Annotated in this window: 20 protein-coding genes; 9 read left to right on the forward strand and 11 right to left on the reverse strand. The window is 67.5% G+C overall.

The annotated features are described in order from the left end of the window. Positions 1 to 95: 95 nt before the first annotated feature. Together ASF68_RS06810 and ASF68_RS06815 are read left to right on the forward strand one after the other, a co-directional pair. Complete coding sequence (locus ASF68_RS06810; RefSeq protein WP_056008497.1) at positions 96 to 1,082, forward strand: NAD(P)/FAD-dependent oxidoreductase; 987 nt, start codon at positions 96 to 98, stop codon at positions 1,080 to 1,082. A 90-nt stretch (positions 1,083 to 1,172) separates the two neighbouring features. Further along, positions 1,173 to 1,547, forward strand: coding sequence for an iron chaperone (locus ASF68_RS06815; protein ID WP_056008500.1), 375 nt, complete (start codon positions 1,173 to 1,175; stop codon positions 1,545 to 1,547). A gap of 24 nt (positions 1,548 to 1,571) precedes the next feature. Here the strand turns inward: ASF68_RS06815 and ASF68_RS06820 are convergent, their stop codons facing one another. From ASF68_RS06820 to ASF68_RS06835, 4 genes are all read right to left on the reverse strand, one after another. Further along, positions 1,572 to 2,756, reverse strand: a complete 1,185-nt coding sequence (locus ASF68_RS06820; protein ID WP_056008504.1) for an SLC13 family permease — start codon at positions 2,754 to 2,756, stop codon at positions 1,572 to 1,574. Positions 2,757 to 2,894: 138 nt separating this feature from the next. Beyond that, a complete protein-coding gene (locus ASF68_RS06825; RefSeq protein ID WP_056008506.1) occupies positions 2,895 to 3,272 on the reverse strand; it encodes a DUF1801 domain-containing protein in 378 nt (125 codons plus the stop codon). Between the two features lie 4 nt (positions 3,273 to 3,276). Then, the gene (locus ASF68_RS06830; RefSeq protein WP_082498656.1) at positions 3,277 to 4,581 is read right to left on the reverse strand and encodes a C40 family peptidase; all 1,305 of its coding nucleotides are present in this window, start codon (positions 4,579 to 4,581) and stop codon (positions 3,277 to 3,279) included. A 293-nt stretch (positions 4,582 to 4,874) separates the two neighbouring features. Continuing rightward, positions 4,875 to 5,360, reverse strand: coding sequence for a MarR family winged helix-turn-helix transcriptional regulator (locus tag ASF68_RS06835; RefSeq protein ID WP_235522573.1), 486 nt, complete (start codon positions 5,358 to 5,360; stop codon positions 4,875 to 4,877). A 486-nt stretch (positions 5,361 to 5,846) separates the two neighbouring features. On the opposite strand from ASF68_RS06835, the gene ASF68_RS06840 reads away from it, so the two are divergent. The 5 genes from ASF68_RS06840 to ASF68_RS06860 all read left to right on the forward strand — a co-directional run bounded on the left by ASF68_RS06840 (position 5,847) and on the right by ASF68_RS06860 (position 11,328). Continuing rightward, the gene (locus tag ASF68_RS06840; RefSeq protein WP_082498513.1) at positions 5,847 to 7,391 is read left to right on the forward strand and encodes a sugar transferase; all 1,545 of its coding nucleotides are present in this window, start codon (positions 5,847 to 5,849) and stop codon (positions 7,389 to 7,391) included. A 484-nt stretch (positions 7,392 to 7,875) separates the two neighbouring features. Further along, positions 7,876 to 9,144, forward strand: coding sequence for a glycosyltransferase (locus ASF68_RS06845; RefSeq protein ID WP_056008511.1), 1,269 nt, complete (start codon positions 7,876 to 7,878; stop codon positions 9,142 to 9,144). Further along, positions 9,141 to 9,911 (forward strand): CDP-alcohol phosphatidyltransferase family protein, encoded by a 771-nt coding sequence (locus tag ASF68_RS06850; RefSeq protein ID WP_056008513.1) that lies wholly within the window; start codon positions 9,141 to 9,143, stop codon positions 9,909 to 9,911. Before ASF68_RS06845 ends, ASF68_RS06850 begins: the two co-directional genes overlap by 4 nt. A 123-nt stretch (positions 9,912 to 10,034) precedes the next feature. Continuing rightward, positions 10,035 to 10,502 carry an adenylyltransferase/cytidyltransferase family protein gene (locus ASF68_RS06855; protein ID WP_056008516.1) on the forward strand — a complete coding sequence of 156 codons (468 nt, stop codon included), beginning with the start codon at positions 10,035 to 10,037 and terminating at the stop codon, positions 10,500 to 10,502. 103 nt (positions 10,503 to 10,605) lie between these two features. Continuing rightward, a complete protein-coding gene (locus ASF68_RS06860) occupies positions 10,606 to 11,328 on the forward strand; it encodes a polysaccharide deacetylase family protein (RefSeq protein ID WP_056008519.1) in 723 nt (240 codons plus the stop codon). Positions 11,329 to 11,391: 63 nt separating this feature from the next. On the opposite strand, the gene pip is transcribed toward ASF68_RS06860, so the two are convergent. The 5 genes from pip to ASF68_RS19025 form a co-directional block, all read right to left on the reverse strand. After that, entirely contained in the window at positions 11,392 to 12,351 is a 960-nt protein-coding gene (gene pip, locus ASF68_RS06865) for a prolyl aminopeptidase (RefSeq protein WP_056008522.1), read from the reverse strand. A gap of 104 nt (positions 12,352 to 12,455) precedes the next feature. Beyond that, on the reverse strand, positions 12,456 to 13,343 hold the full coding sequence (locus tag ASF68_RS06870) for a neutral zinc metallopeptidase (protein WP_056008525.1): 888 nt from the start codon (positions 13,341 to 13,343) through the stop codon (positions 12,456 to 12,458). A gap of 294 nt (positions 13,344 to 13,637) precedes the next feature. Next, the gene (locus tag ASF68_RS06875) at positions 13,638 to 14,087 is read right to left on the reverse strand and encodes a hypothetical protein (protein ID WP_157580229.1); all 450 of its coding nucleotides are present in this window, start codon (positions 14,085 to 14,087) and stop codon (positions 13,638 to 13,640) included. Between the two features lie 431 nt (positions 14,088 to 14,518). Beyond that, positions 14,519 to 15,064 carry a hypothetical protein gene (locus tag ASF68_RS06880; protein ID WP_157580231.1) on the reverse strand — a complete coding sequence of 182 codons (546 nt, stop codon included), beginning with the start codon at positions 15,062 to 15,064 and terminating at the stop codon, positions 14,519 to 14,521. Positions 15,065 to 15,588: 524 nt separating this feature from the next. Beyond that, on the reverse strand, positions 15,589 to 16,278 hold the full coding sequence (locus tag ASF68_RS19025) for a DUF3800 domain-containing protein (RefSeq protein WP_056008535.1): 690 nt from the start codon (positions 16,276 to 16,278) through the stop codon (positions 15,589 to 15,591). Between the two features lie 229 nt (positions 16,279 to 16,507). On the opposite strand from ASF68_RS19025, the gene ASF68_RS06890 reads away from it, so the two are divergent. Then, positions 16,508 to 17,581: a beta family protein gene (locus tag ASF68_RS06890; RefSeq protein ID WP_056008538.1), complete on the forward strand. Its 1,074-nt coding sequence runs from the start codon at positions 16,508 to 16,510 to the stop codon at positions 17,579 to 17,581. Here ASF68_RS06890 and ASF68_RS19395 read toward each other — a convergent pair. After that, positions 17,493 to 18,251 (reverse strand): sce7726 family protein, encoded by a 759-nt coding sequence (locus tag ASF68_RS19395; protein ID WP_369796427.1) that lies wholly within the window; start codon positions 18,249 to 18,251, stop codon positions 17,493 to 17,495. The two genes, ASF68_RS06890 and ASF68_RS19395, sit on opposite strands and share 89 nt — an antisense overlap. Positions 18,252 to 18,329: 78 nt before the next feature. On the opposite strand from ASF68_RS19395, the gene ASF68_RS06895 reads away from it, so the two are divergent. Then, entirely contained in the window at positions 18,330 to 19,055 is a 726-nt protein-coding gene (locus ASF68_RS06895) for a hypothetical protein (RefSeq protein ID WP_157580235.1), read from the forward strand. 16 nt (positions 19,056 to 19,071) lie between these two features. Here ASF68_RS06895 and ASF68_RS06900 read toward each other — a convergent pair whose 3' ends face one another. After that, positions 19,072 to 19,827, reverse strand: coding sequence for a hypothetical protein (locus ASF68_RS06900; RefSeq protein ID WP_157580237.1), 756 nt, complete (start codon positions 19,825 to 19,827; stop codon positions 19,072 to 19,074). Positions 19,828 to 19,969 lie beyond the last annotated feature (142 nt).

Below are 19,969 nucleotides of genomic sequence, written 5' to 3' on the forward strand. Positions count from 1 at the left end.
CGGGGCCGTTGCCGTTCCAGCAAGGTTTCTTGCCACTTCGGCACACTGCGACGCACGCTGGACCCCGCACCGCCCCTCGACCGAACGGAACGATCATGACCACGCCCGCCCACATCCCGTCCGCCGCCGCACCGGCCCCGACCGAGCTCGTCGACGCGATCATCGTCGGCGGCGGTGCGGCCGGACTCAGCGCCGCCCTCATGCTGGGCCGCTCGCGTCGCTCCGTCATCGTCGTGGACGGTGGCCAGCCCCGGAACGCCCCGGCCGACGGCGTCCACGGCTTCCTGTCGCGTGACGGCATCCCCCCTCGGGAGCTCGTCCGTCTCGGGCGCGCGGAGGTCGCCGCCTACGGGGTCCTGATCGTCGACGCCCAGATCAGCACGGCGGTCCGCGACGACGAGGGGTTCATGCTGACGAGGACGGACGGGTCGACCCTCCGCGGTCGCCGACTGCTCATCGCCACCGGCACGGCCGACGAACTCCCGGACATCCCCGGACTCCGCGAACGCTACGGGCGCGACGCCCTCCACTGCCCGTACTGCCACGGCTGGGAGGTGCAGGACCGGGTGATCGGCATCCTCGGGACGGACGCCCAGGCAGCGGCGCACCAGGCCCAGCTGTTCCGACAGCTGAGCGAACGGGTCGTCGTGCTGCGCAACACCGCCGAGGCGTTCGGTGCCGAGCAACGGGCCGCGTTCACCGCCCGTGGCATCGAGGTCGTCGACGGCCTCGTGGAGCGGCTCGAGGTCGAGGACGACCGACTCGTGGGCGTCCGCCTCGCCGACGGCCGGACCGTCCGCGTCGACGCGCTCGCGGTGGCACCGGTCGCCCGGGTGCACGCGGCGGCCTTCGCCGAGCTCGGTGTGCAGACGCAACCGCACCCGGCGGGTGCGCACTACGGCGATGCGATCGGGGTCGACGCGATGGGCGGCACCTCGGTCCCCGGCGTGTGGGCGGCCGGGGACGTCACCAGCCTGCGGCCGCAGGTCGTGCAGGCGGCGGCCGCCGGGGCGATGGCCGGCGCGGCCATGAACGCCGACCTCGTGCAGGACGACGTGCGTCGCGCCCTCGCGGAGCGGTAGAACCACCACTGTCGCACCGGCGGCGGACATGGGACGATGACGGCACGGGACGAGTGGTCCCGTGCCGTCCGAAGCCTGGGGAGGACGCACATGCCTGGTACACCGAGCACCATCGACGACTACCTGGCCGCGCTGCCGACCGACCCCGCCGACGCCATCGAGGAGATCCGTCTCCGCGTGCACCGGATCGTCCCTGGGATCACCGAGGCGATCCGCTACGGCATGCCGACCTTCATGCTCGACGACCGCTACCTGCTCTACCTCGGCGCGTGGAAGCACCACATCGCGCTCTACTCGATCCCGCCGTTCGACGAACCCCTCCAGTCGGCCGTCGCCGACTACCGCGCGGCGAAGGACACGCTCCAGTTCCCGTTCAGCCGGCCGATCCCCTTCGAGCTCATCGATCAGATCGTCACCGAGCTGCTGGCCCGCCGCCGCGCCGCCGACGCCCGCCACGAGCACTGAGGACCCGGCCTCGGTCGGGCGCGTTCAGCCCTGCGCCACCCACAGCCCGACCGTCGCGAGCGCGACCGTCAGCGGCGCCACCACGAACCCGAGCGCGATGAAGCGCCCCCACCCGAACTCGACGTCGGCCGCCTGGAGTCGGCTGTGCCAGAGCAGGGTCGCGAGGGCCGCCCACGGCGTGATGAGCGCCCCGGCGTTGACGCCGATGAGGAGGGCGGCGAACCGCACCGGGTCGCCGGCCACCGGCTCGAGCGCGAGGTAGGCCGGCAGGTTGTCGACGAGGTTCGCGCTGGCCATGCCGACCCCGGCCAGCTGCAGGAGCGCGGGGAGCGAGTCCCCCGTCCCGGCGATCGATGCGAGCAGACGGGCCAGCCCCATCGCGTGCGCCGCCTCGACGACGAGGAAGAGCCCGGAGGCGAGGAGGAGGAGCTGCCAGGGGACGAGCGCCGGGCGGAGCGCCCGTGGGCGACGGACGAGGAACACGACCACCAGCACCACCGCCGCTCCGAGCGCCGACATCCACACCGGGATCCCGGACACCAGCAGCGGCAGCAGCACGAGCACGACGAGCCCGGAGACCCACAGCAGCACGCGATCGTCGTCGCTCGGCTCCACGTCCACCGTGTACCGCCCGGCGAGCTGTCGCCGGTAGACGATCGCGAGGACGACGCACGGGACGACGACCGCGATGATCGCCGGCACGAGCAGGAGCGCGGCGAAGCCTCCCGGCCCCAGCGGGCCGCCACCCGATGCCGCCGAGGCCTCGTCGATCGCGTGCTCGGCGAGGAGGTTCGTGAGGTTCGAGACCGGCAGCAGCAGCGACGCCGTGCACGCCAGCCACACGGTGGTGAGGGCGAAGGGCACCGGCGAGAGTCCCGCGTGCCGGGCGAGCGTGATCACGACCGGCGTCAACAGGACGGCCGTGGTGTCGAGCGAGAGGAACACGGTGCTGAGCGTCGCCAGCGCGACGACGAGCACCCACAGCAGCCAGGTGCTCCCCCTGCCCCACCGCACGAGCCGCGAGGCGACGAGGGTGAACAGTCCGGCGTCCGCGGCGAGTTCGGCCACGACGGTGATCGCCACGACGAACAGGAGGATCGGCCACACGCGATCCGCGATGCCGAGCGCCTCGCTCCCCGGGAGGATGCCGGTGAGGATCGCGATCGCCCCGATGACGAGCAGGACGACGCCGAGCACGGCACTGCGCACGGGCGCCTCCTTCAGGACGGGTGGGTCGGCGCGCTGTCGCTCGCTCGGCAGTCGATCATACGTCGGCGGATCCGGCGCACACAGAGGGCCGCGACACACCGCGCTCCGAGCCGGTCGGTGGTCACCGTCCGGCACCGCTCAGGCGCGCACCCATCGACCGATCAGCTCGAGGAGCGCGGCCTCGGCGTCGGCCGCGGCCTCGACACTCGCGAAGGTCACGACACCGCGATCGGGAGCCGCCCAGACGACGAGGCCGGACGGGTCCTCGAACCGGAACCCGTCGGCGTCGGCCCGACGCTGCACGCCCCGGTGCAGCACGATGCGGATCCGGTTCGCCGGGTGCAGCGCGAAGGTCACGCGGTCCTCGCCCGCGTAGACGAAGCTCGGTGCCTTCCACTTCAGGTGCTCCGAGAAGCCCTCGTCGGAGGCCATGATGGCCTCACGCAGACGGACGACCACCGGCTTCAGCTGGTGCGAGAGGGAGTCGAGATAGGCGTCGACCTCGGCGGAGGTCATGGGATCAACCCGTCGGGCGACCGACGTACGCCGCGACGTCGCCGGAGCCCCAGATCGAGCCGACGCGCGTGCCGGCCCGCTCGTTGGCCGCCTCGACGATCTGCCCGTTCCCGAGGTAGATCGCGACGTGGTAGTAGTCGGAGCCGCCCCACCAGAAGATGAGGTCGCCGCGCTGCTTCTGGCTGTAGGGCACGAGGCGTCCCTGCGACTGCATCGTGTAGTACTGGTTCGTCGCCGAGTGGGTGCCGATGCCACTGCCGTACGCGGCGCGGGTGAGGCCCGAGCAGTCCCAGACGTCGGGGCCGGAGCCGCCGAGCTGGTAGCCCTTGCCGACCTGCGCGAGCGCGAAGGCGATCGCCGACTCGACGCCGGCGGAGTTCGGCGGCGCGACGGGGCTGCCGCCTCCACCACCGCTGGAGGCACCGCCACCGCCACCGCCGCCACTGCTCGAGCCGCCGCCGCCCGACGAACCGCCGTTCGACGCCGGGGGCGTGTTCGCCGCTGCGGCTGCCGCAGCTGCTGCGGCCTCCGCAGCCTGGCGAGCGGACTCGCCCGCGGCGTAACCGCGCTCGGTCTCGGCCGTGGTGTTCTTCAAGGAGGCGAGCTGCGCGTACAGCTGATTGGCCTGCTGCTCCTGCACGGCGACCGCGGCCGACGCGGCAGCCGAAGCGCTCTCCGCCTCGTCGTACTTCGTCTGCGCCTCGCCCTCGAGTCGCTTGCGCTCGGTCTTCGCGACCTCCGCTTGGTCGGTCAGCCCGGACGCCGCATTCCGGTCGGTGACCGCCTCGGCGTAGCTCGCGGCGTTGCGCTCGCCGAGCTTGTCCATGACGGACAGTCGCGAGAGGAGGTCGTCGGACTCGCCGGCGCCGAGGACGAGGTCGAGTGAGACGTCGCCGCCGCCCCCACGGGAGAGCTGCGCGATGAGTGCACCGGCGCGCTGCTTCGACACCTTCGCGGCGGCCGCAGCGGCGTCGGCCTGCGCCTGCAGGGCGGACTCGCGAGCGGTCGCCTCGGTCACCGCGTCCTGCGCCTGCCGGTAGGACTCCGCGGCGATCTGCGCCGTGCGGAACGCGGCGTCCGACTGCTCCTGGAGGGAGGTGATGAGCGCGGTGATGTTCGTGATCTCGGCGGCCTTCGCGGACTCGCTCGACTTCGCCGCCTCGACGTCCGCCCAGCTCGGGTAGTCGTCCGCGTGGGCCGGCAGCGCGCCGACGGTGAGCGACGCGGTGACGACGCCGACGGAGAGGGCCATCGCCAGCCAGGGACGGCGACGGCCGTACGGTGCTCCGGGCGTGCGTGCGGGGGTCATCATTCTCCAGTCCGACGACACGATCGCTCCGACATCGGCGGGTCGCGGTCGACATCGTGTCACAACAGTCACAATAGAAACTTTGATCACACTAGCCACTCTCGTCCCGCAGCACCAGCTCGAATACCCCCGGACTGGGGGCGCGGGTGTACGGGCGGCCCGCCCGGGCTCGGTGGGATCGCGTCACGAAAGTTCCTCGGGGGCACTTCGACAAGCTCAGTGACCAGAGAAGGAAGCTCAGTGACCGGGGGAAGGAAGCTCAGTGACCGGGGAAGGCCGGCCGGGCGAACCGATCAGGCGGGTTCGACGTCCTCGGGCGACCACCGGGAGGACTCGCCGGAGCGGATGATGGCCAGCAGCTGCGAGCGCAGCGCGGACTCGTCGGGGAGCTCGGGGAAGACGTCGGCTTCGAGTCGGTGCGCGGCCAGCCACGCCTCGTCGCCCGCCGCGGTCCGGCTCACCACATGCCGTCGGCGGTCGTCGGCGGCCGCGATGCGCTCGATGAGCCCGGCGCGCTCCAGTCGGTCGAGCGTGCGCGACATCGTCTGGTTCTGCACGCGGGCCCGTCGGGCGAGGTCCTTCTGGCTCGCCGGACCACTGTCCAGCAGGTGCAGCACGATGAGGCCGGCGTGGGTGACGCCGATGCCGTCCAGAGCCTGCTGCCAGGTGTGCTCGATGAGTCGCGAGGCGGTCGACAACAGGCGCCCGGTCGGCCAATCCGCCATCGGATCACGAGCGGCGTCGGCGACCACGCCATCGGTCGCGCGCGCTCCATCCATGGCACCAATGTAGCGCCCGAGCCTCGGAGGGGACTTCCACCGCTCCCTGCAACGACCCGGCACACGGCTGCTGTCCCCCAATCCACCGCGTCGGCGTCGAGCGACGAAGTCCGTCGCCGAGCGACCGATCCACGACGGAATCGCGCGTGGCACCCGTGCCTCACCCCCAGAATTGGGGGCCGTCGACCCCCTGGAGTGGGGGATCCGCCGATGACCCCCGCTTCCTACAGTTGAGGGATATCCAAGGGGGACGGTCATCCCGATCGGCATCGTCGATCGGTCGTGGGGACACGAACGACGTCGCGTTCTCCGCGGGCGGCCCGAACCGCCCGTGCGCACCGCGCACCCGAACCACACCCGAACCCACAAGCGGATAGCAGCCCCCATGACGACGTACCCGAACCGCCGTCGGTCCTTCCGACAGACCCGCCCGCGCACCCGAACCGCGGTCTCCGTCCTGCAGCGTGCACCGCGAGGGCACGACGCATGAGCGCCGAACTCTCCGAGAGCGCGTTCCCGATGACCGGCCCGATCGCGACACCGGTCACGCTGGGCCGACGCCGTGCGTCCGCGATCCGCGCCGAGTCCTCACCCGCCGCCGTCACCTCGCTCACCCAGCGGGAGTGGTCGAAGCGCTACCGCCGCTGGCTCGTCCTCACCGACAGCGCCATCGCCCTCTTCGCCGTCTCCGCGGCCTTCGTCGTGCGGTTCGGCGACGAGCCCGTCGGCCCGGAGGCCCAGCAGCTCTACGTCCTGCTGTCCGGCCTCATCGTGGTCGTCTGGCTCGCCTTCCTCGGGTTCACGAGGACCCGCGACAGCCGCATCATCGGTTCCGGCGTCATCGAGTACAAGCGCGTCGTCAACGCCAGTGCGTTCGCGTTCGGCATCCTCGCGATCGCGTTCCTCATCGCGAAGGTCGACATCGCGCGCGGCTACTTCGTCCTCGCCCTGCCGGCCGGAACCCTCGCCCTCCTCGCCTCCCGATGGATGTGGCGCCGGTGGCTGCTCAGCCGTCGCCGCGTCGGGGAGTACACGGCACGGACGGTCGTCGTCGGCCGCCGTGACGACGTCGACTACGTCCTCCAGCAGGTCGCCAAGCAGCACAGCATGAGCTACACCGTCGTCGGCGCGGCCATCACCGACGAGGAGACCGCCGAGCCGTTCTCGAGCCGAGGCCGGTCCGTCCCCGTCATCGCCCACGTCGACGGCGTCGCCCAGGCCGCAGCGAACCTCACCGCCGACGCCGTCATCATCGCCGGGCCCGTCGACGGCGGCAGCGACTACATCCGCCGACTCGGCTGGGACCTCGAGGGGACGGCGACCGAGCTCGTCCTCGCCGCGCGCCTCACCGACGTCGCGGGGCCGCGCATCCACTTCCGTCCCGTCGAGGAGCTGCCGCTCATCCACGTGGAGATCCCGCAGTTCGAGGGCGGCCACCACATCATGAAGCGCGCCCTCGACGTCGGCCTCACGAGCCTCGGCCTGCTGCTCATCTCCCCCGTGCTGGCCCTCCTCGCGCTCGCGATCAAGCTCGACAGCCCGGGCCCGGTCCTCTTCCGTCAGGAGCGCGTGGGGCGCAACGGTGAGCGGTTCACGATGTTCAAGTTCCGGTCGATGATCACCGACGCCGAAGCCGCGCTGCCCGCCCTGATGGCGCAGAGCGAGGGCAACGGTGTGCTGTTCAAGATGAAGAACGACCCGCGGGTGACGCGGGTGGGTCGCATCCTGCGCAAGTACTCGCTCGACGAGTTCCCACAGCTCTGGAACATCCTCACGGGTGACATGAGCCTCGTGGGCCCGCGCCCGCCGCTCGCGAGCGAGGTGGCCGAGTACGAGAAGGACGTCCACCGTCGCCTCCACATCAAGCCGGGGCTCACCGGCATGTGGCAGGTCTCCGGACGCTCCGACCTGAGCTGGGACGAGAGCGTCCGACTGGACCTCTACTACGTCGAGAACTGGTCGATCACCGGCGACCTCATGATCATGTGGCAGACCGTCAAGGTGGTCCTGAAACCGGTCGGCGCGTACTGATGCGAGGACTTCTGTCGGTGATGCCCCCAAAGCGAGGGGTGTCCCGCAAAAAGAGGACAAAACTCCTATCGGAGGGGACAACACTTCGCTACAGTCGTCACCACTACCGCGAACCGGTGAGCCGCTCGGCACCCGAAACACCCGAACCCGTCGAGACGATTCACCAGGTCAATGACGCCGCTCGCGCGCACGAACCCGATCGTGCTTCGAGATCCGTGACGCTTACCCGAGCGACGCGAGCTTCGACGCCGTCCGCCCCCGAAGGCGGACGAATCCGGTTCAGGTGCGCGAGCCGCGACATCGTCGTCGTGCACCGGTACCCGACCGAGCACCCGATACCCGAACACCGGCGTCCGAGACGCCGGACAGCAGCAGCGGCGCACACCCGAACCCCGTGGGCCGGCAGCGACATCATGAGAGACCCGAACTCAGCCATGAACACCACCCTGCAGTCCGCCGCGCGATCCGCCGCGGCGACCACCCGATGAGGGCCCCGAAGCGCAGGAGCGTCGCCCACGGTCGCCAGGCCGACGGCACGCTCCGGATCGCGATGGTGGGCACCCGTGGTGTCCCCGCCGCCTACGGCGGGTTCGAGACGGCCGTCGAGGAGATCGGCAGCCGACTCGCCGCCCGTGGCCACGACGTCACCGTCTTCTGCCGTCGCACCGCAGCCGACCAGCCGGACGAACACCTGGGGATGCGCCTCGTGCACCTGCCCGCCGTCCGCAAGAAGGTCCTGGAGACGCTCAGCCACACCGCCCTGTCGGTGCTGAACATGGCTGTCACGAGGCGCCACGACGTCGCCTTCGTCTTCAACGCCGCGAACGCCCCCTTCGTCCCGGTCATCCGCGCCAAGGGCGTCCCGACCGCCGTGCACGTGGACGGGCTCGAATGGAAGCGCGCGAAGTGGAGCGGTTCCGGCAAGCGCTACTACCGCTGGGCCGAGGAGCGGTCCGTCCGCACGGCCGACGCGCTCATCGCCGACGCCGCGGGGATCGCCGACTACTACGAGCAGCAGTTCGGCGTCCCGACCGAACTCCTCACCTACGGCGCGAAGATCCTCGAGCAGCCCCGCACCGACCTGCTCGGTTCAGGAGCCGGCGTCGAGGCCGGCGCCTTCCACCTCGTGGTCGCCCGGTTCGAACCGGAGAACCACGTCGACCTGATCGTCGAGGGCTACCTCGCGAGCAGCGCCCGCCACCCCCTCGTCGTCGTGGGCTCGGCACCGTACGGAGCCGAGCACAGCGAGCGCATCGCCACGCTCGCGGCGAGCGACCCGCGCGTGCACCTGCTCGGTGGCGTGTGGGACCAGGAACTCCTCGACCAGCTCTACGCCGGTGCCCTCACCTACGTCCACGGCCACTCCGTCGGCGGGACGAACCCGTCGCTGCTGCGCGCCATGGGGGCCGGCACGGCCGTGATCGGTTTCGACTCCGTGTTCAACCAGGAGGTCGTCGGCGGCTCCGGCACCTTCTTCGCGACGACCGACGAGGTCGCGCGATGCATCGAACGTGCCGAACAGGACGAGGCCGCCACCGCGGCCGTCGGAGCAGCCCTCCAGGCGCGAGCCGCCGAGGTCTACCGCTGGGACGACATCGCCGACGGCTACGAAGCACTCGCCATGCGGCTCGCCGACGGCGCGACGATCCACGGCACCGGACGCTTCGCCCGCCTCCCCATCGACTGGAACCCGAAACCGGTCGTACACACCACACCGACACGCATCACCGAGACCACCGGAGGCTTGGCATGACCCGAATCACTGCCGACACCCGTTCGATCCCCGAGTCCTACGCCGACATCGTCGCCCGCCTCGCCGGCGCCCAGAAGAAGCGTGCGGCGGGAGCTCCCGCCTACTCGATCTACGTGAACCGCAAGGCCGGCCGCTACCTCGCCGCCGGTGCCTACAAGGTGGGGCTCACCCCGAACCTCGTCACGGCCATCAGCGCCGTGTTCACCTTCTCCGGCATCGCGATGCTGTTGCTCCTCCCCCTGGAGTGGTGGTCCGGTGTCGCCGTGTGGCTCGCGCTCGCGATCGGCTACGCCTTCGACTCCGCGGACGGCCAGGTCGCCAGGCTGCGCGGCGGCGGCTCGGCCAGCGGGGAGTGGCTCGACCACGTCGTCGACGCCACGAAGATCTCCACCCTGCACCTCGCCGTGCTCATCACCGCCTACCGCGGCTTCGACCTGCCGAGCCCCGAGCTCCTGCTCATCCCGATCGGCTACTGCATCGTCGGCGCCGTGTCGTTCTTCGCGATGATCCTCAACGACCAGCTCAAGCAGGCCTACGGGTACCCGACCTCGACCGCCGAGGGCAAGAGCACGCCCCTGCGCTCGCTCCTCGTCATCCCAACCGACTACGGCTTCCTCTGCATGATCTTCCTGCTGCTGGGTGCGCCGTACCTCTTCTTCGCCGCCTACACCCTCATGTTCGTCGCGAACGCCGGGCACCTGCTCCTCGCGTCGATCAAGTGGTTCCGCGACATGACGCGACTGGACGCCGCCCGCGTCGACGCGTGACAAGCCCCCGAACAGGCGGCACCCGAAGGTGGACTCTCGCTGGAGACCACCCGTCCCTAGGCTCACAACAGGCTCATCGTGGCGCCGCACATCGCCGTCCGATCGAGGAGAGGAACACCCGACATGCATGAACGAGGCACTGGACGTGTCGGCTACGCCGCCGGAGCATTCGACCTGTTCCACGTCGGTCACCTGAACATCCTCCGGCACGCGAAGAGCGCCTGCGACTACCTCATCGCCGGGGTCGTCTCGGACGAGCTGCTCCGCACCCGCAAGCGCATCGAGCCCATCGTGCCGCTGACGGAGCGACTCGAGATCGTCCGCCACATCGGCTTCGTCGACGAGGCGGTCGAGGAGACCTGGGACGACAAGCTGCAGGCGTGGGACGCGCTGCGCTTCGACATCTTCTTCAAGGGCGACGACTGGCGCGGCACCGCCGAGGGCCTCCGGCTCGAAGCGGAATTCGCGAAGGTGGGTGTCGAGGTCGTCTACTTCCCGTACACGATGAGCACCTCGAGCACCGCACTCCGACGCGCACTCGCCCAACTCGACGAGCAGCGCGAGCTCGACGCGACGCTCGTCCAGGCCTGATTCCTCCGGCACGACCGCCGGTTCCCGCCCCGCAGCTCCACGCTCCCCATCCGCAGCGCATCGAGGTACTGTTGGACGGATCGACACACGGGGCGGTGGACACATGACGAAGGCTCGGCAGGCACTGCTGGCACGCCTCACCGGCTCGCTGCCCGTCCACGGTTCGATCGTCGGTGTCGCCACCGAGGAGCGCACGGTCGTCATGACCTACGGCGACGGCCCGAGCCCCGACGGCACACCTGGCGTGCTCGACGCCCTCGCCGCGGCCGGCGCCACCGCGACCTTCTTCGTCCTCGTCGGACGGGCCAGGAAGCACCCCGAACTGCTCCACCGCATCGTGGCCGAGGGCCATGAACTCGCCCTCCACGGTGACGACCACGTCCGCCTCACCGACTTCCCCGAGGAGGTCGCCTACCGGCGGACCCTCGCCGCGAAGCAGGAGCTGGAGCAGCTGAGCGGGCAGCGCATCGAGTGGTTCCGTCCACCGTACGGCGCGCAGAGCATCGAGACCTGGCAGGCGGTCAAGCGGGCCGGCCTCCAGACGGTGCTGTGGACCGCGACCGCGTGGGACGTCAAGGACGTCGGCGAACACGAGCGCGTCGCCCACGCCGTCCGGCACTGCCACCAGGGGTCGATCCTGCTCGCGCACGACGGCTTCGCCGGCCCTGCCGACGGCGTCGACGACGGCCCGGAGCCAGACGTCGACCGCGGTGCGCTCGCCGAGGAGCTCCTCAGCGGATTCGCCCGCGAGGGGCTCGTGGGACGCTCGCTCGGTGAGGCTCTCCGCGGCGGCAAGGCCGTGCGCCGCGCCCGCTTCACGGAGTAGCGGCACCCGGTCCCTGAGCCTCCCCGGTCCCTGAGCTTGTCGAAGGGCGTCGCCGGGTGCCGCTCAGTCCTTCGCGAAGCGGTCGGTCGCGTCGATGAGCGCCGAGAGGATGCCCGGCTCGTCGAACGCGTGCCCGGCGTCGGGGACGATCGTGAACTCGGCCTCGGGCCAGGCGCGGTGCAGGTCCCAAGCGGTGAAGACCGGGGTGCACATGTCGTAGCGGCCCTGGACGATCACGCCGGGGACGCCGGCGAGCTTGTCGGCGTCGCGGATGAGCTGGCCCGGTTCGAACCAGCCGCGGTTGGTGAAGAAGTGGTTCTCGATGCGCGCGAACGCGACGGCGAACCGCGGGTCCGTGAAGCGGGCGACGGTCTCGGCCTGCGGGAGCAGCGTGATCGTCGAGGACTCCCAGCGCGACCAGGCGACCGCCGCCGGACCGTGCACGGCCGGGTCCTCGTCGAACAGGCGCCGGTGGTAGGCCTCGATGAGCCGACGGCGCTCCTCCACGGGGATCGGTTCGAGGTAGCCCTCCCACAGGTCGGGGAAGACGGCTGCCGCACCGCCCTCGTAGAACCAGTCGAGTTCCTCGTCGCGCAGGGTGAAGATGCCACGGAGGACGAGCTCGGTCACGCGCTTCGTGTGCTTCTGGGCGTACGCGAGCGCGAGGGTGGAGCCCCAGGACCCGCCGAACACCATCCAGCGCTTGATCTTCAGCGCCTTCCGCAGCGTCTCGAGGTCGGCGACGAGGTGCCAGGTGGTGTTGGTGGACAGGTCGGCGGCGGGATCGCTCGCGTGCGGCGTACTGCGGCCGCAGCCGCGCTGGTCGACGAGGACGATCCGGTACCGCTTCGGGTCGAAGAGGCGACGGTGGACGGGACTCGTGCCGCCGCCGGGGCCGCCGTGGAGGAACACGACGGGTTTGCCGTCGGGGTTGCCGGAGGTCTCCCAGTACAGCGACTGTCCGTCGCCGACGTCGAGCATGCCGGTCTCGTATGGCTCGATCTCGGGATACGGCTCGCCCATGGTCCTGTCCTTCCTCGGTGCGCGCTCGACGCGTCACACTGGTCGTTCTAGCATGGCGTGGATCGTCCGGCTGGCGGTGCCACCACACCGTTCCCCCAGGTGTGTCAGAGCTGGTCGGCCGACACCGAGAACGTGTCGCAGGCGGCCGGACCGCCGTTGTACCCGGTCATGAACCAGCGCTGGCGCTGCTCGGCCGAACCGTGCGTCCACGCTTCCGGGTTCACCTGGCCGGTCGCCGCCTCCTGGATGCGGTCGTCGCCCACCGCGGCCGCGGCGCTCAGCGCGTCGTCGATCTCCTGCTGCGTCACGGGCTTCAGGAAGGCGACCCCCTTGGCGTCCTCGGTGTCGGACGCCGCCGCCACCCAAGCACCGGCGAAGCAGTCGGCCTGGACCTCGATGCGCACGGAGTCGGACGCCGGCCCGGTGCCGCTGCGGTCGGCGCGATCCATGACGCCGGTGAGCGCCTGGATGTGGTGACCCCACTCGTGGGCGACGACGTACATCTCCGCGAGTGGGCCACCCGAGGCGCCGAAGCGGTCGCGCAGCTCGCTGTAGAAGCTCGTGTCGATGTAGATGGTCTGGTCCGGCGGGCAGTAGAACGGGCCGGTGGCACTCGAGGCCGCACCGCATCCGGTGTTCGTCTGCTGGTCGAAGATGATGAAGTCCGCCGGTGAGGTGTAGTCGACGCCGAGTGCCGGGAGTTCCTCGGACCAGTAGTCGTCGAGAGATGAGTAGGCGCCGCCCATCCGGCAGTCGACGTTCGCGTTCGCGTCGGCGCCGGTCTGGCACTCCTCGGATAGGAGGGTCTCCTCCTGTGATCCGCCGCCGACTCCCCCGCCGCCGAGGATGCCCGAGACGTCGACGCCGAGGAACTGGGAGATGAGCGCGATGACGATGACCCCCACTGCGCCGCCACCGACGGCGATACCGGTGGTCTTGCCCCGTCGCTTGACCTTGTTCCCGCTGATGTCGGCGTTGTCGTTGAACGTCATAGGCTTTGTCGGCTGCTGCAGGAGCGGCCCATCTCCCTTGTCTTACCGGGGTTGTTGGCGTGGTTCAGTGTAGGGCGCGATAGGTCCTGATCGGGGCTCTTGCGAACTGGCTGCGGAGTGACTAGGGATCGTGCCTTCAGATGTCCTCCACTTCACCCAGTGATACATCGATTTGAAAGTACCTCGAGCTGAGCCCCAGCTGTAGCCGGCGTGTGGGCCTGGGGAGTTCAAGAGTTCGTGTTCCAACTGAACTGCAACGTTTAGTGACCGCAGCTCCCGAACCTTGTTGATCGCTCACTGAGTGAGACGGCCGAGGCGGACGACTTCTCGCCGGAGCTCTACCAGGTCATCTCTGTCAGTCGACGTTTCCAGTCCAACCCGCCGCGGTACCTGGTCGAACACAGGGGTCTGGTGTTCCTCTGCATAGCGGGCGGCCACCTCGCCCGGTATCGAGATCAGTTCAGAGTTACGCGTTCGTCGAACGTCGTAGCCTGCGACGGACTTACGCTGGTCGTCCCGTTCCTTGGCCTCGATGTTCTCGGAGATCTGTGTCGCCTGCCGAGGTGCCAGTTCCTCGACGATCACTCGGGCGATACTCCACGATAGCCACGTCTCACCGTCCTCAACGATCGTCAACTCATCGCCCAGCAGTCGCTCCGTCGGCCACGAGAGAACAGCCAGCAGAGCGTCCAGATCGTAGACAACAAGCGCCCCGTTGTAGCCGGTCCAGGAGAGGGTAGCCACGTCACTACCGAGCACCGATGGGACGATGATCTCAGCAGCTCACTCCTCTACTTGAGTTAGCCGGGGCGAATCCTTCAGAGCGCCCCACCGTCGATCGCGCTTGTCATAGGCGGGCAGCTCATCCCAGAGCACTTCCAACCGCGAGGGCGAAACTGACTCAGTCTTCCCTTCATACCTGTCCTCAACGAACTCGACCCGGAAGCGAGGAGGACGCGTTACACCGACAACCTTGACCTGCACCTCGGTCCACCGTGAAGTTCTGTCGCGCCGAAATGCCCAGCGTTGGCCTACATCCATGGCCACGATCGTAGACCGCCATGGATTGGGATCCATGGCCAACATCGCTTCGGTGACCTTGTTCGTTACGACACGAAAATGGTCGTGTTGTGGAACACGAGGTTAATCTGCGGCGCCTCGGGTTGATGGAGGGCTCACAATCTGTGCAGGCCGGTGTCAGTGGGCGGATCGACTGACAGCCGGTCACTCCACACCACGTTCTGAATCCTCTCTCCGAAGTTGATCCCCGCGTAGAAAAGCTGCTGGCCCTCCTCCGCAGTTTCGATAATCCCTTCGGCGCTCAGACGAGTGACGACCTCCGGTCCTTTCAACGTGAAAGCCACAGCGCCGCCTGGTGAGTTCTCGATGCTGCTGTGCAGCAGGGCGTTACGGGTCTTCATGAAACCGCTGGCCCTGCTTTGCCAATTCGCCCAGTCAGTAGCGAGTTTCGGATCGACCTCGCTGAACGACTCGCTTTTCAGCGTTCGCGTGATCGCGTCGCAGCTGCTAGCGAACTGCATGGTCCGGGTGAACGCCTTCTTCGTGTCCTCGTCGGTCTTGTCGAGACAGCCACGAAGCGCAAGCACCACGATGTGCTCAACCCTTCCGGATGCGACGACCAGCTTGCCTAGCGCATCGATGATGGCCTTCGACATATGAAACTGCGGATCCGCATCCTCCGCTTCGAAGAATGAACTCATGACGAGAAGCCTACTGAGACGACGGCGGGACGAAGGTCAACGGCTGGCTAGGCTCGCCCCATGTCATTTGAGTTCTGGTACATCTCGCTCCCGGCTGGGAAGCGCCTGCCGCGAGAGTCGGAGGAGGACGCCGTGAACCGTGAACTGTCCGGACTTGTTGGGCGCGGGTGGGAGCCGGTTGATGCGACTCGTCCTGCCCCGATTGGTTCGGTCGGGTTCTTGCTGCGGAAGGCGAAGTGATGAACGATCGCTCACCGCCCGGGGTTCCGCGGAAGAAGGCGAGTCGGCCAGCCAAGGTCATCGCGTGGGTGGCTGTTGTTTTCCTGGTGGCGCTGGTTGTATGGATCGCGGTGAACACGGCGGGATTGGTGTGATTCGACCCCGCCGAGTCGGCGCTGAGCGGAGCAACACGATCATCGTGCGAGGATCGACGCCTATGCCAAACCGTGTCATAATGGTGCTACGACGAACCGGTATCCGGGGCGTTGTCTGCCTGAGGCCCCGCTTTGCGGGGCCTTCAGTGCTTAAGGGTCCCAGCGCCGAACCTTATGCTGAAGCGGGCGGAGGATCTCCCACATGTCCTCAACTGCGCGCCTCGTCTGCGGTCGAGTTTCCTGATGAGCGTCCAAGCGACGGTAGAGGTCGGCGCACTGCACGCCTGGAGACTGAGCCGACACTCCAAACACGATCGGCATCTGGATCTGAAGCAGCTTGCGTGACAAGTAGCCGCCCGTGCCTGTCGACTGGTACCGGGCCGCTTGGGCAATATGCACGGCCTGGCCCTGGATCTCATCGGCGATAACGGTGACGACATCGCCAACGCTCTCCGCGTACTCATCGATGGCCTCAAGCGCGTGCGCAAGTGTGATCCGGTGTGGAGGATAGGGGTAGCGGTAGCGCTGATTGAGGCGGTTCACATCGACGCCGCGGATTACCATCTTGACCGGTAGCGCTGCAATTCGTCGAAGAACATCACGGTATATCGCCAACTTGGCTCGCGTGTTCTTCCCGAGCGCTTCCCAGCCGTCCTGAGCGCTCATGATCTTATGAGCGTGGTATTCGATCTTCGGATCCATGACGCCGAAACCCTGAGCGTATGTCCTGCCGTCAGCCAGCGCCGCCCCAAGCGCTCGCAGGTTGCTTTCTTCGACGATTATCGCGCCGACGTAGTACCGGTCGGCGGTGTAAGACTCGTCAAGGAAGGCGTAGAGCACGGTCAATCATCTCAGTTGGTCCACCGATTGCTTCGCCAATGCACGTTGCTTCGACGGGAATTCAAAACGTGACGGCCGGGATGGGCCACCGAACGGGATCGACGGCGACGGGGTATAGCGTCGCCGGTACTGAGGTAGAGCCTAGGGGCGTCCCTCTATCTGGAATCAGTCAGTGACCTTACTTTGAGAGAGGGCGCGGGGAGCGTTCATCATCTGACGGAGGAGTCACATGTCCCATTACCGCCCGATACTTCTGGTGCGCGCGGGTGAGCTCGCAGCTTTGAAACGGCTCACTGCGACCACCCAGAACTCCATGACGCCGGCGTTCCTCGTGCCGCCCCGCCCCTGGGATTTTGATAAAGAGGCGTATTCCAAGAGCCTCGCGGACCATTTAAAGGGCCTTCCGCAGAAGCTTGCCGACGCCCGAGGAAAGCGGCGAGCCTATGTTGATCTCACGCTCCTGGACACCGAGGAGGATGTGCACGGAACCTTCCCCTTGACGTGGATGGTCGACGAGGCCGCCAAGCTGGGTCTCGAACTCATACCCATGACGTCGCCCGGACGGTCGACCGCTCACTACGCTGCGGTGTCCGCGGCGCACGGTAAGTACGGCCTCGGAGTAGCGATTCGACTTGCACCAGCAGAGTGGTTGACCATCGATCCGTCTGCCATCAACACTCTCGGCGCGACCCTCGGAATTCCTCAGTCGGAGGTCGACGTTTTCTCAGACTTCGAAAGCGAATCGACTGCAATCACCTCTCAGTCTGCCTACAACGAGCTGCTGGCGCTGTCCCGGTTCGCCGCTTTCCGCTCGATCACAACGGGAGGAGCAGGCTTCCCTATCGTCACCGGGACTCCTCGTGGAATCAGCGAGCTCCCTCGCTCTGAGTGGCAAGTTTTCAGCTCGGTCCATGCGAAAGCTCGCGCGGCCGGGACCGTGAAGCCGGACTTCTTTGACTACGGCATCCTCAACCCGCAGAGCATCGATCTCGGCGTCGACCCGCGGTTCATGAGCATCAGCGCTGCTCTCCGCTACACGATTGAGGACGATTGGCTGCTCGCCAAGGGGGAGCTGTTCAAGGGACAGGGCGGGAGCGGAAAGGGTGGAGCGGCACTCCCCCCTGCGCTTCGCGTGCTTGCGGCTCACCCCGCCTACCGAACCCCGATCTCGTCCCAGGCCGACGACTGGATCGACCAAGTCATCGCTGGAACCACTACACCGGGAGCGCCGAAAGCTTGGCGCGAGTGGGGGACGGTGCGCCACCTGGAAGTGGTAGAGCATCAGCTCTCCATCCTTCCCTAGCCTTCAGGCTCTCGCGAACAAGATCCCGAAGCTCTCGGATTGGGACCGCCTCAGCGAGGCGGTCCCAAATGGCTGACTTCGGCTTGCTCCGCACTCCGTGGTCCAAATCCCGATCCGCTAGGGCCGATAGCGCTTCGTCCCGCCATAGGAGGGTGCACAGAAGCCGGGGGTCGACAGACGGGTTCTGAGTGGCTGCTCGATGCGCCCTCAGCGTTGTCGCACCATCAGTATCGACGGCCTCAATCACCCCCCACCAAGATGGAAGAAGCGGAATGGCGTGCGCCGCGTGATTCTGCGCCACGACGAGCGTCGCAAAGTCCAAGACCTTCGAGTAGACCTCAACCTGATTCGGGAGACGACGCAGGGTGTCCCTCGCGCTCTTGATCTCGTACCCAGAGAAGCTCCCGTTCAGAACTGCCGCGTCGATACGGACACGCCCTGCGATGGCCAGTTCATCTAGGAACCTCGTCGCCGCCAATTCATGACGATGTTCCTCCCTCAGCCGCGCGTGAAGCGCGAACCGCACATCGGCGTCAAGCATGTGGTCATCCTTCCATAGCGCGGAGGCGGCGTGAGCCCGCCTGCGGGGTGTCGTACGTATCGTGAGCAAGGCAGTTATGTCCGTTGGAACCTGAGAGAGGTCGCTGCTGTATCGCTGGATATATCTCATGGTTCGAATCTGTAGACGTGCCAGGGCGACAGCGTCTGTGGCCACCCGTCCCGGAGCGAGGTAGATAGGATCCGATGCATGACTGATGCGCCAACGATTCCCCCGACGAGCGGGCCCACCGTGGTGGACCCCAGTGCGGTGGACCCGATGAATGCATGGGTCGACGTCATCGGACAGGCGTTCCCTCCCATGATCGGCGCCGTCATCGGTGGTGGGATCGCTGCGATGATCGCGTGGCGCGTGTTTGTCAGCGAGCGAAGAGCATCGACGAAGGATCGGGAAACTGAGCGGCAGGCGGCATCAGTCGATCGTGCCGAGCAACGCGACCTCGACGCGCTAGACCGGCAGGCTGAGCGCGAGCATGCCCGAGAGATGCGGGCGGAAGAGCTCGCATCCGTTCGCAACGATCGCTATGACGAGCGTGTGCACGCTGCAACGGAGCCACTGCTGGAGGCCTTAAGCGGAATGCTGCTCGTGAAGGCCAACGCTCAGGACACTCCTGGCAAGCTGATCAGTCTGCACTCGCGGGTGACCATTCTGCATGGCCTGCTCCGCGGCGACGACAAGCCGATCGCTGCCTGGTTGGGCAACGAAATAATTCACGGTACTTCTTTGATCCAGGCCTCGATTGCAGCCAGCAAGAGCAGCTCGGAAGCCGAGGATGATACCGACATGGAAAGCCGTAAGTGGGTTGCTCTTCTAACGGCCAACGTGACTTTGTGGTTGCGCGATCGCCCTGCGGTGCCGCAGAAGATCCTGGACCGGGTCGCAGCGCTGGAAGCCGGAGCGGACGCCGCGCGTTGATCTCAGAGGGGCCAAGTCAGCCGCGGTCTGTGGTGGATGGTGGGTCTTGCTCGGGCGTTTCCGGTTGTGCCGATTCGACAGCCTGCTCAGCTTCGGCGCGCTCAGCCTCGACGAGTTCTCGGCCGGCTTCTTCGGCGCGCTCGATCTCCATGTCGATGTAGTCGTCGTAGGCGGCAGCGATACGAACGAGGGTGTCAAGGTGAGTGTCGTTGACGGTGGAGCGCTCGGCGTGGCGGATGTATGCGCCGAGCTCTGTGATTGCTGCGGAAGTGACGTTCAGGGTGAGTCGGCGGAGGGACATCGTTGAACGGCCATGCCAGCCCTCCGAGGTGATGTCGCCTGCTTGGTCAAGGATGCGGACTATCCGGCCGATCTCAGATCGGGTGCGGTCGTCGACGATGTATTCGCTGGCGACGTCGATCTTCAGCGAGCGCTCCTTGGTCCAGATCTTCGACCATGCCTCGGGGTAGGAATCCTTGCCGAAAATGGCACCGACAGATCCTTCATGCTGCTGAATCTCGCGATGGACGGAGGTGAAGTCCTCAACGAGTTTGCGGGCATCGGCCATTGAGTCGTCAATGACCTTGGCGTCGCGTTCGTTTCCCCACTGTTTGGTCTGAGCGTCGAGCTGCTGGCGGAACTGCGCCTTTTGGGCTCCCGATGCGAAGAAGGCTGTCGCGCCGGCACCTAGTGCGGCTGCGCCAAGGGTTCGTGCCCAGTCCCAGAAGACGGGGTCACCGAGGAACCAGAGGATGAACCAGGTTTCGCTCATGGCTTCATCCTGCCAGTGGAGGTCGCGCATATTGCGGCAGCCGCGATCCATTGGAGTGCATTCGGCGGGCGCCGGAGCGAGTAGCTGATTCTGCGGACCTGGGCATCTCAGTCTCGGTCGGACAGTTGTCGGCCGGGGCGCA

The sequence above is a fragment of the Plantibacter sp. Leaf314 genome, assembly GCF_001423185.1.
Classification (GTDB): domain Bacteria; phylum Actinomycetota; class Actinomycetes; order Actinomycetales; family Microbacteriaceae; genus Plantibacter.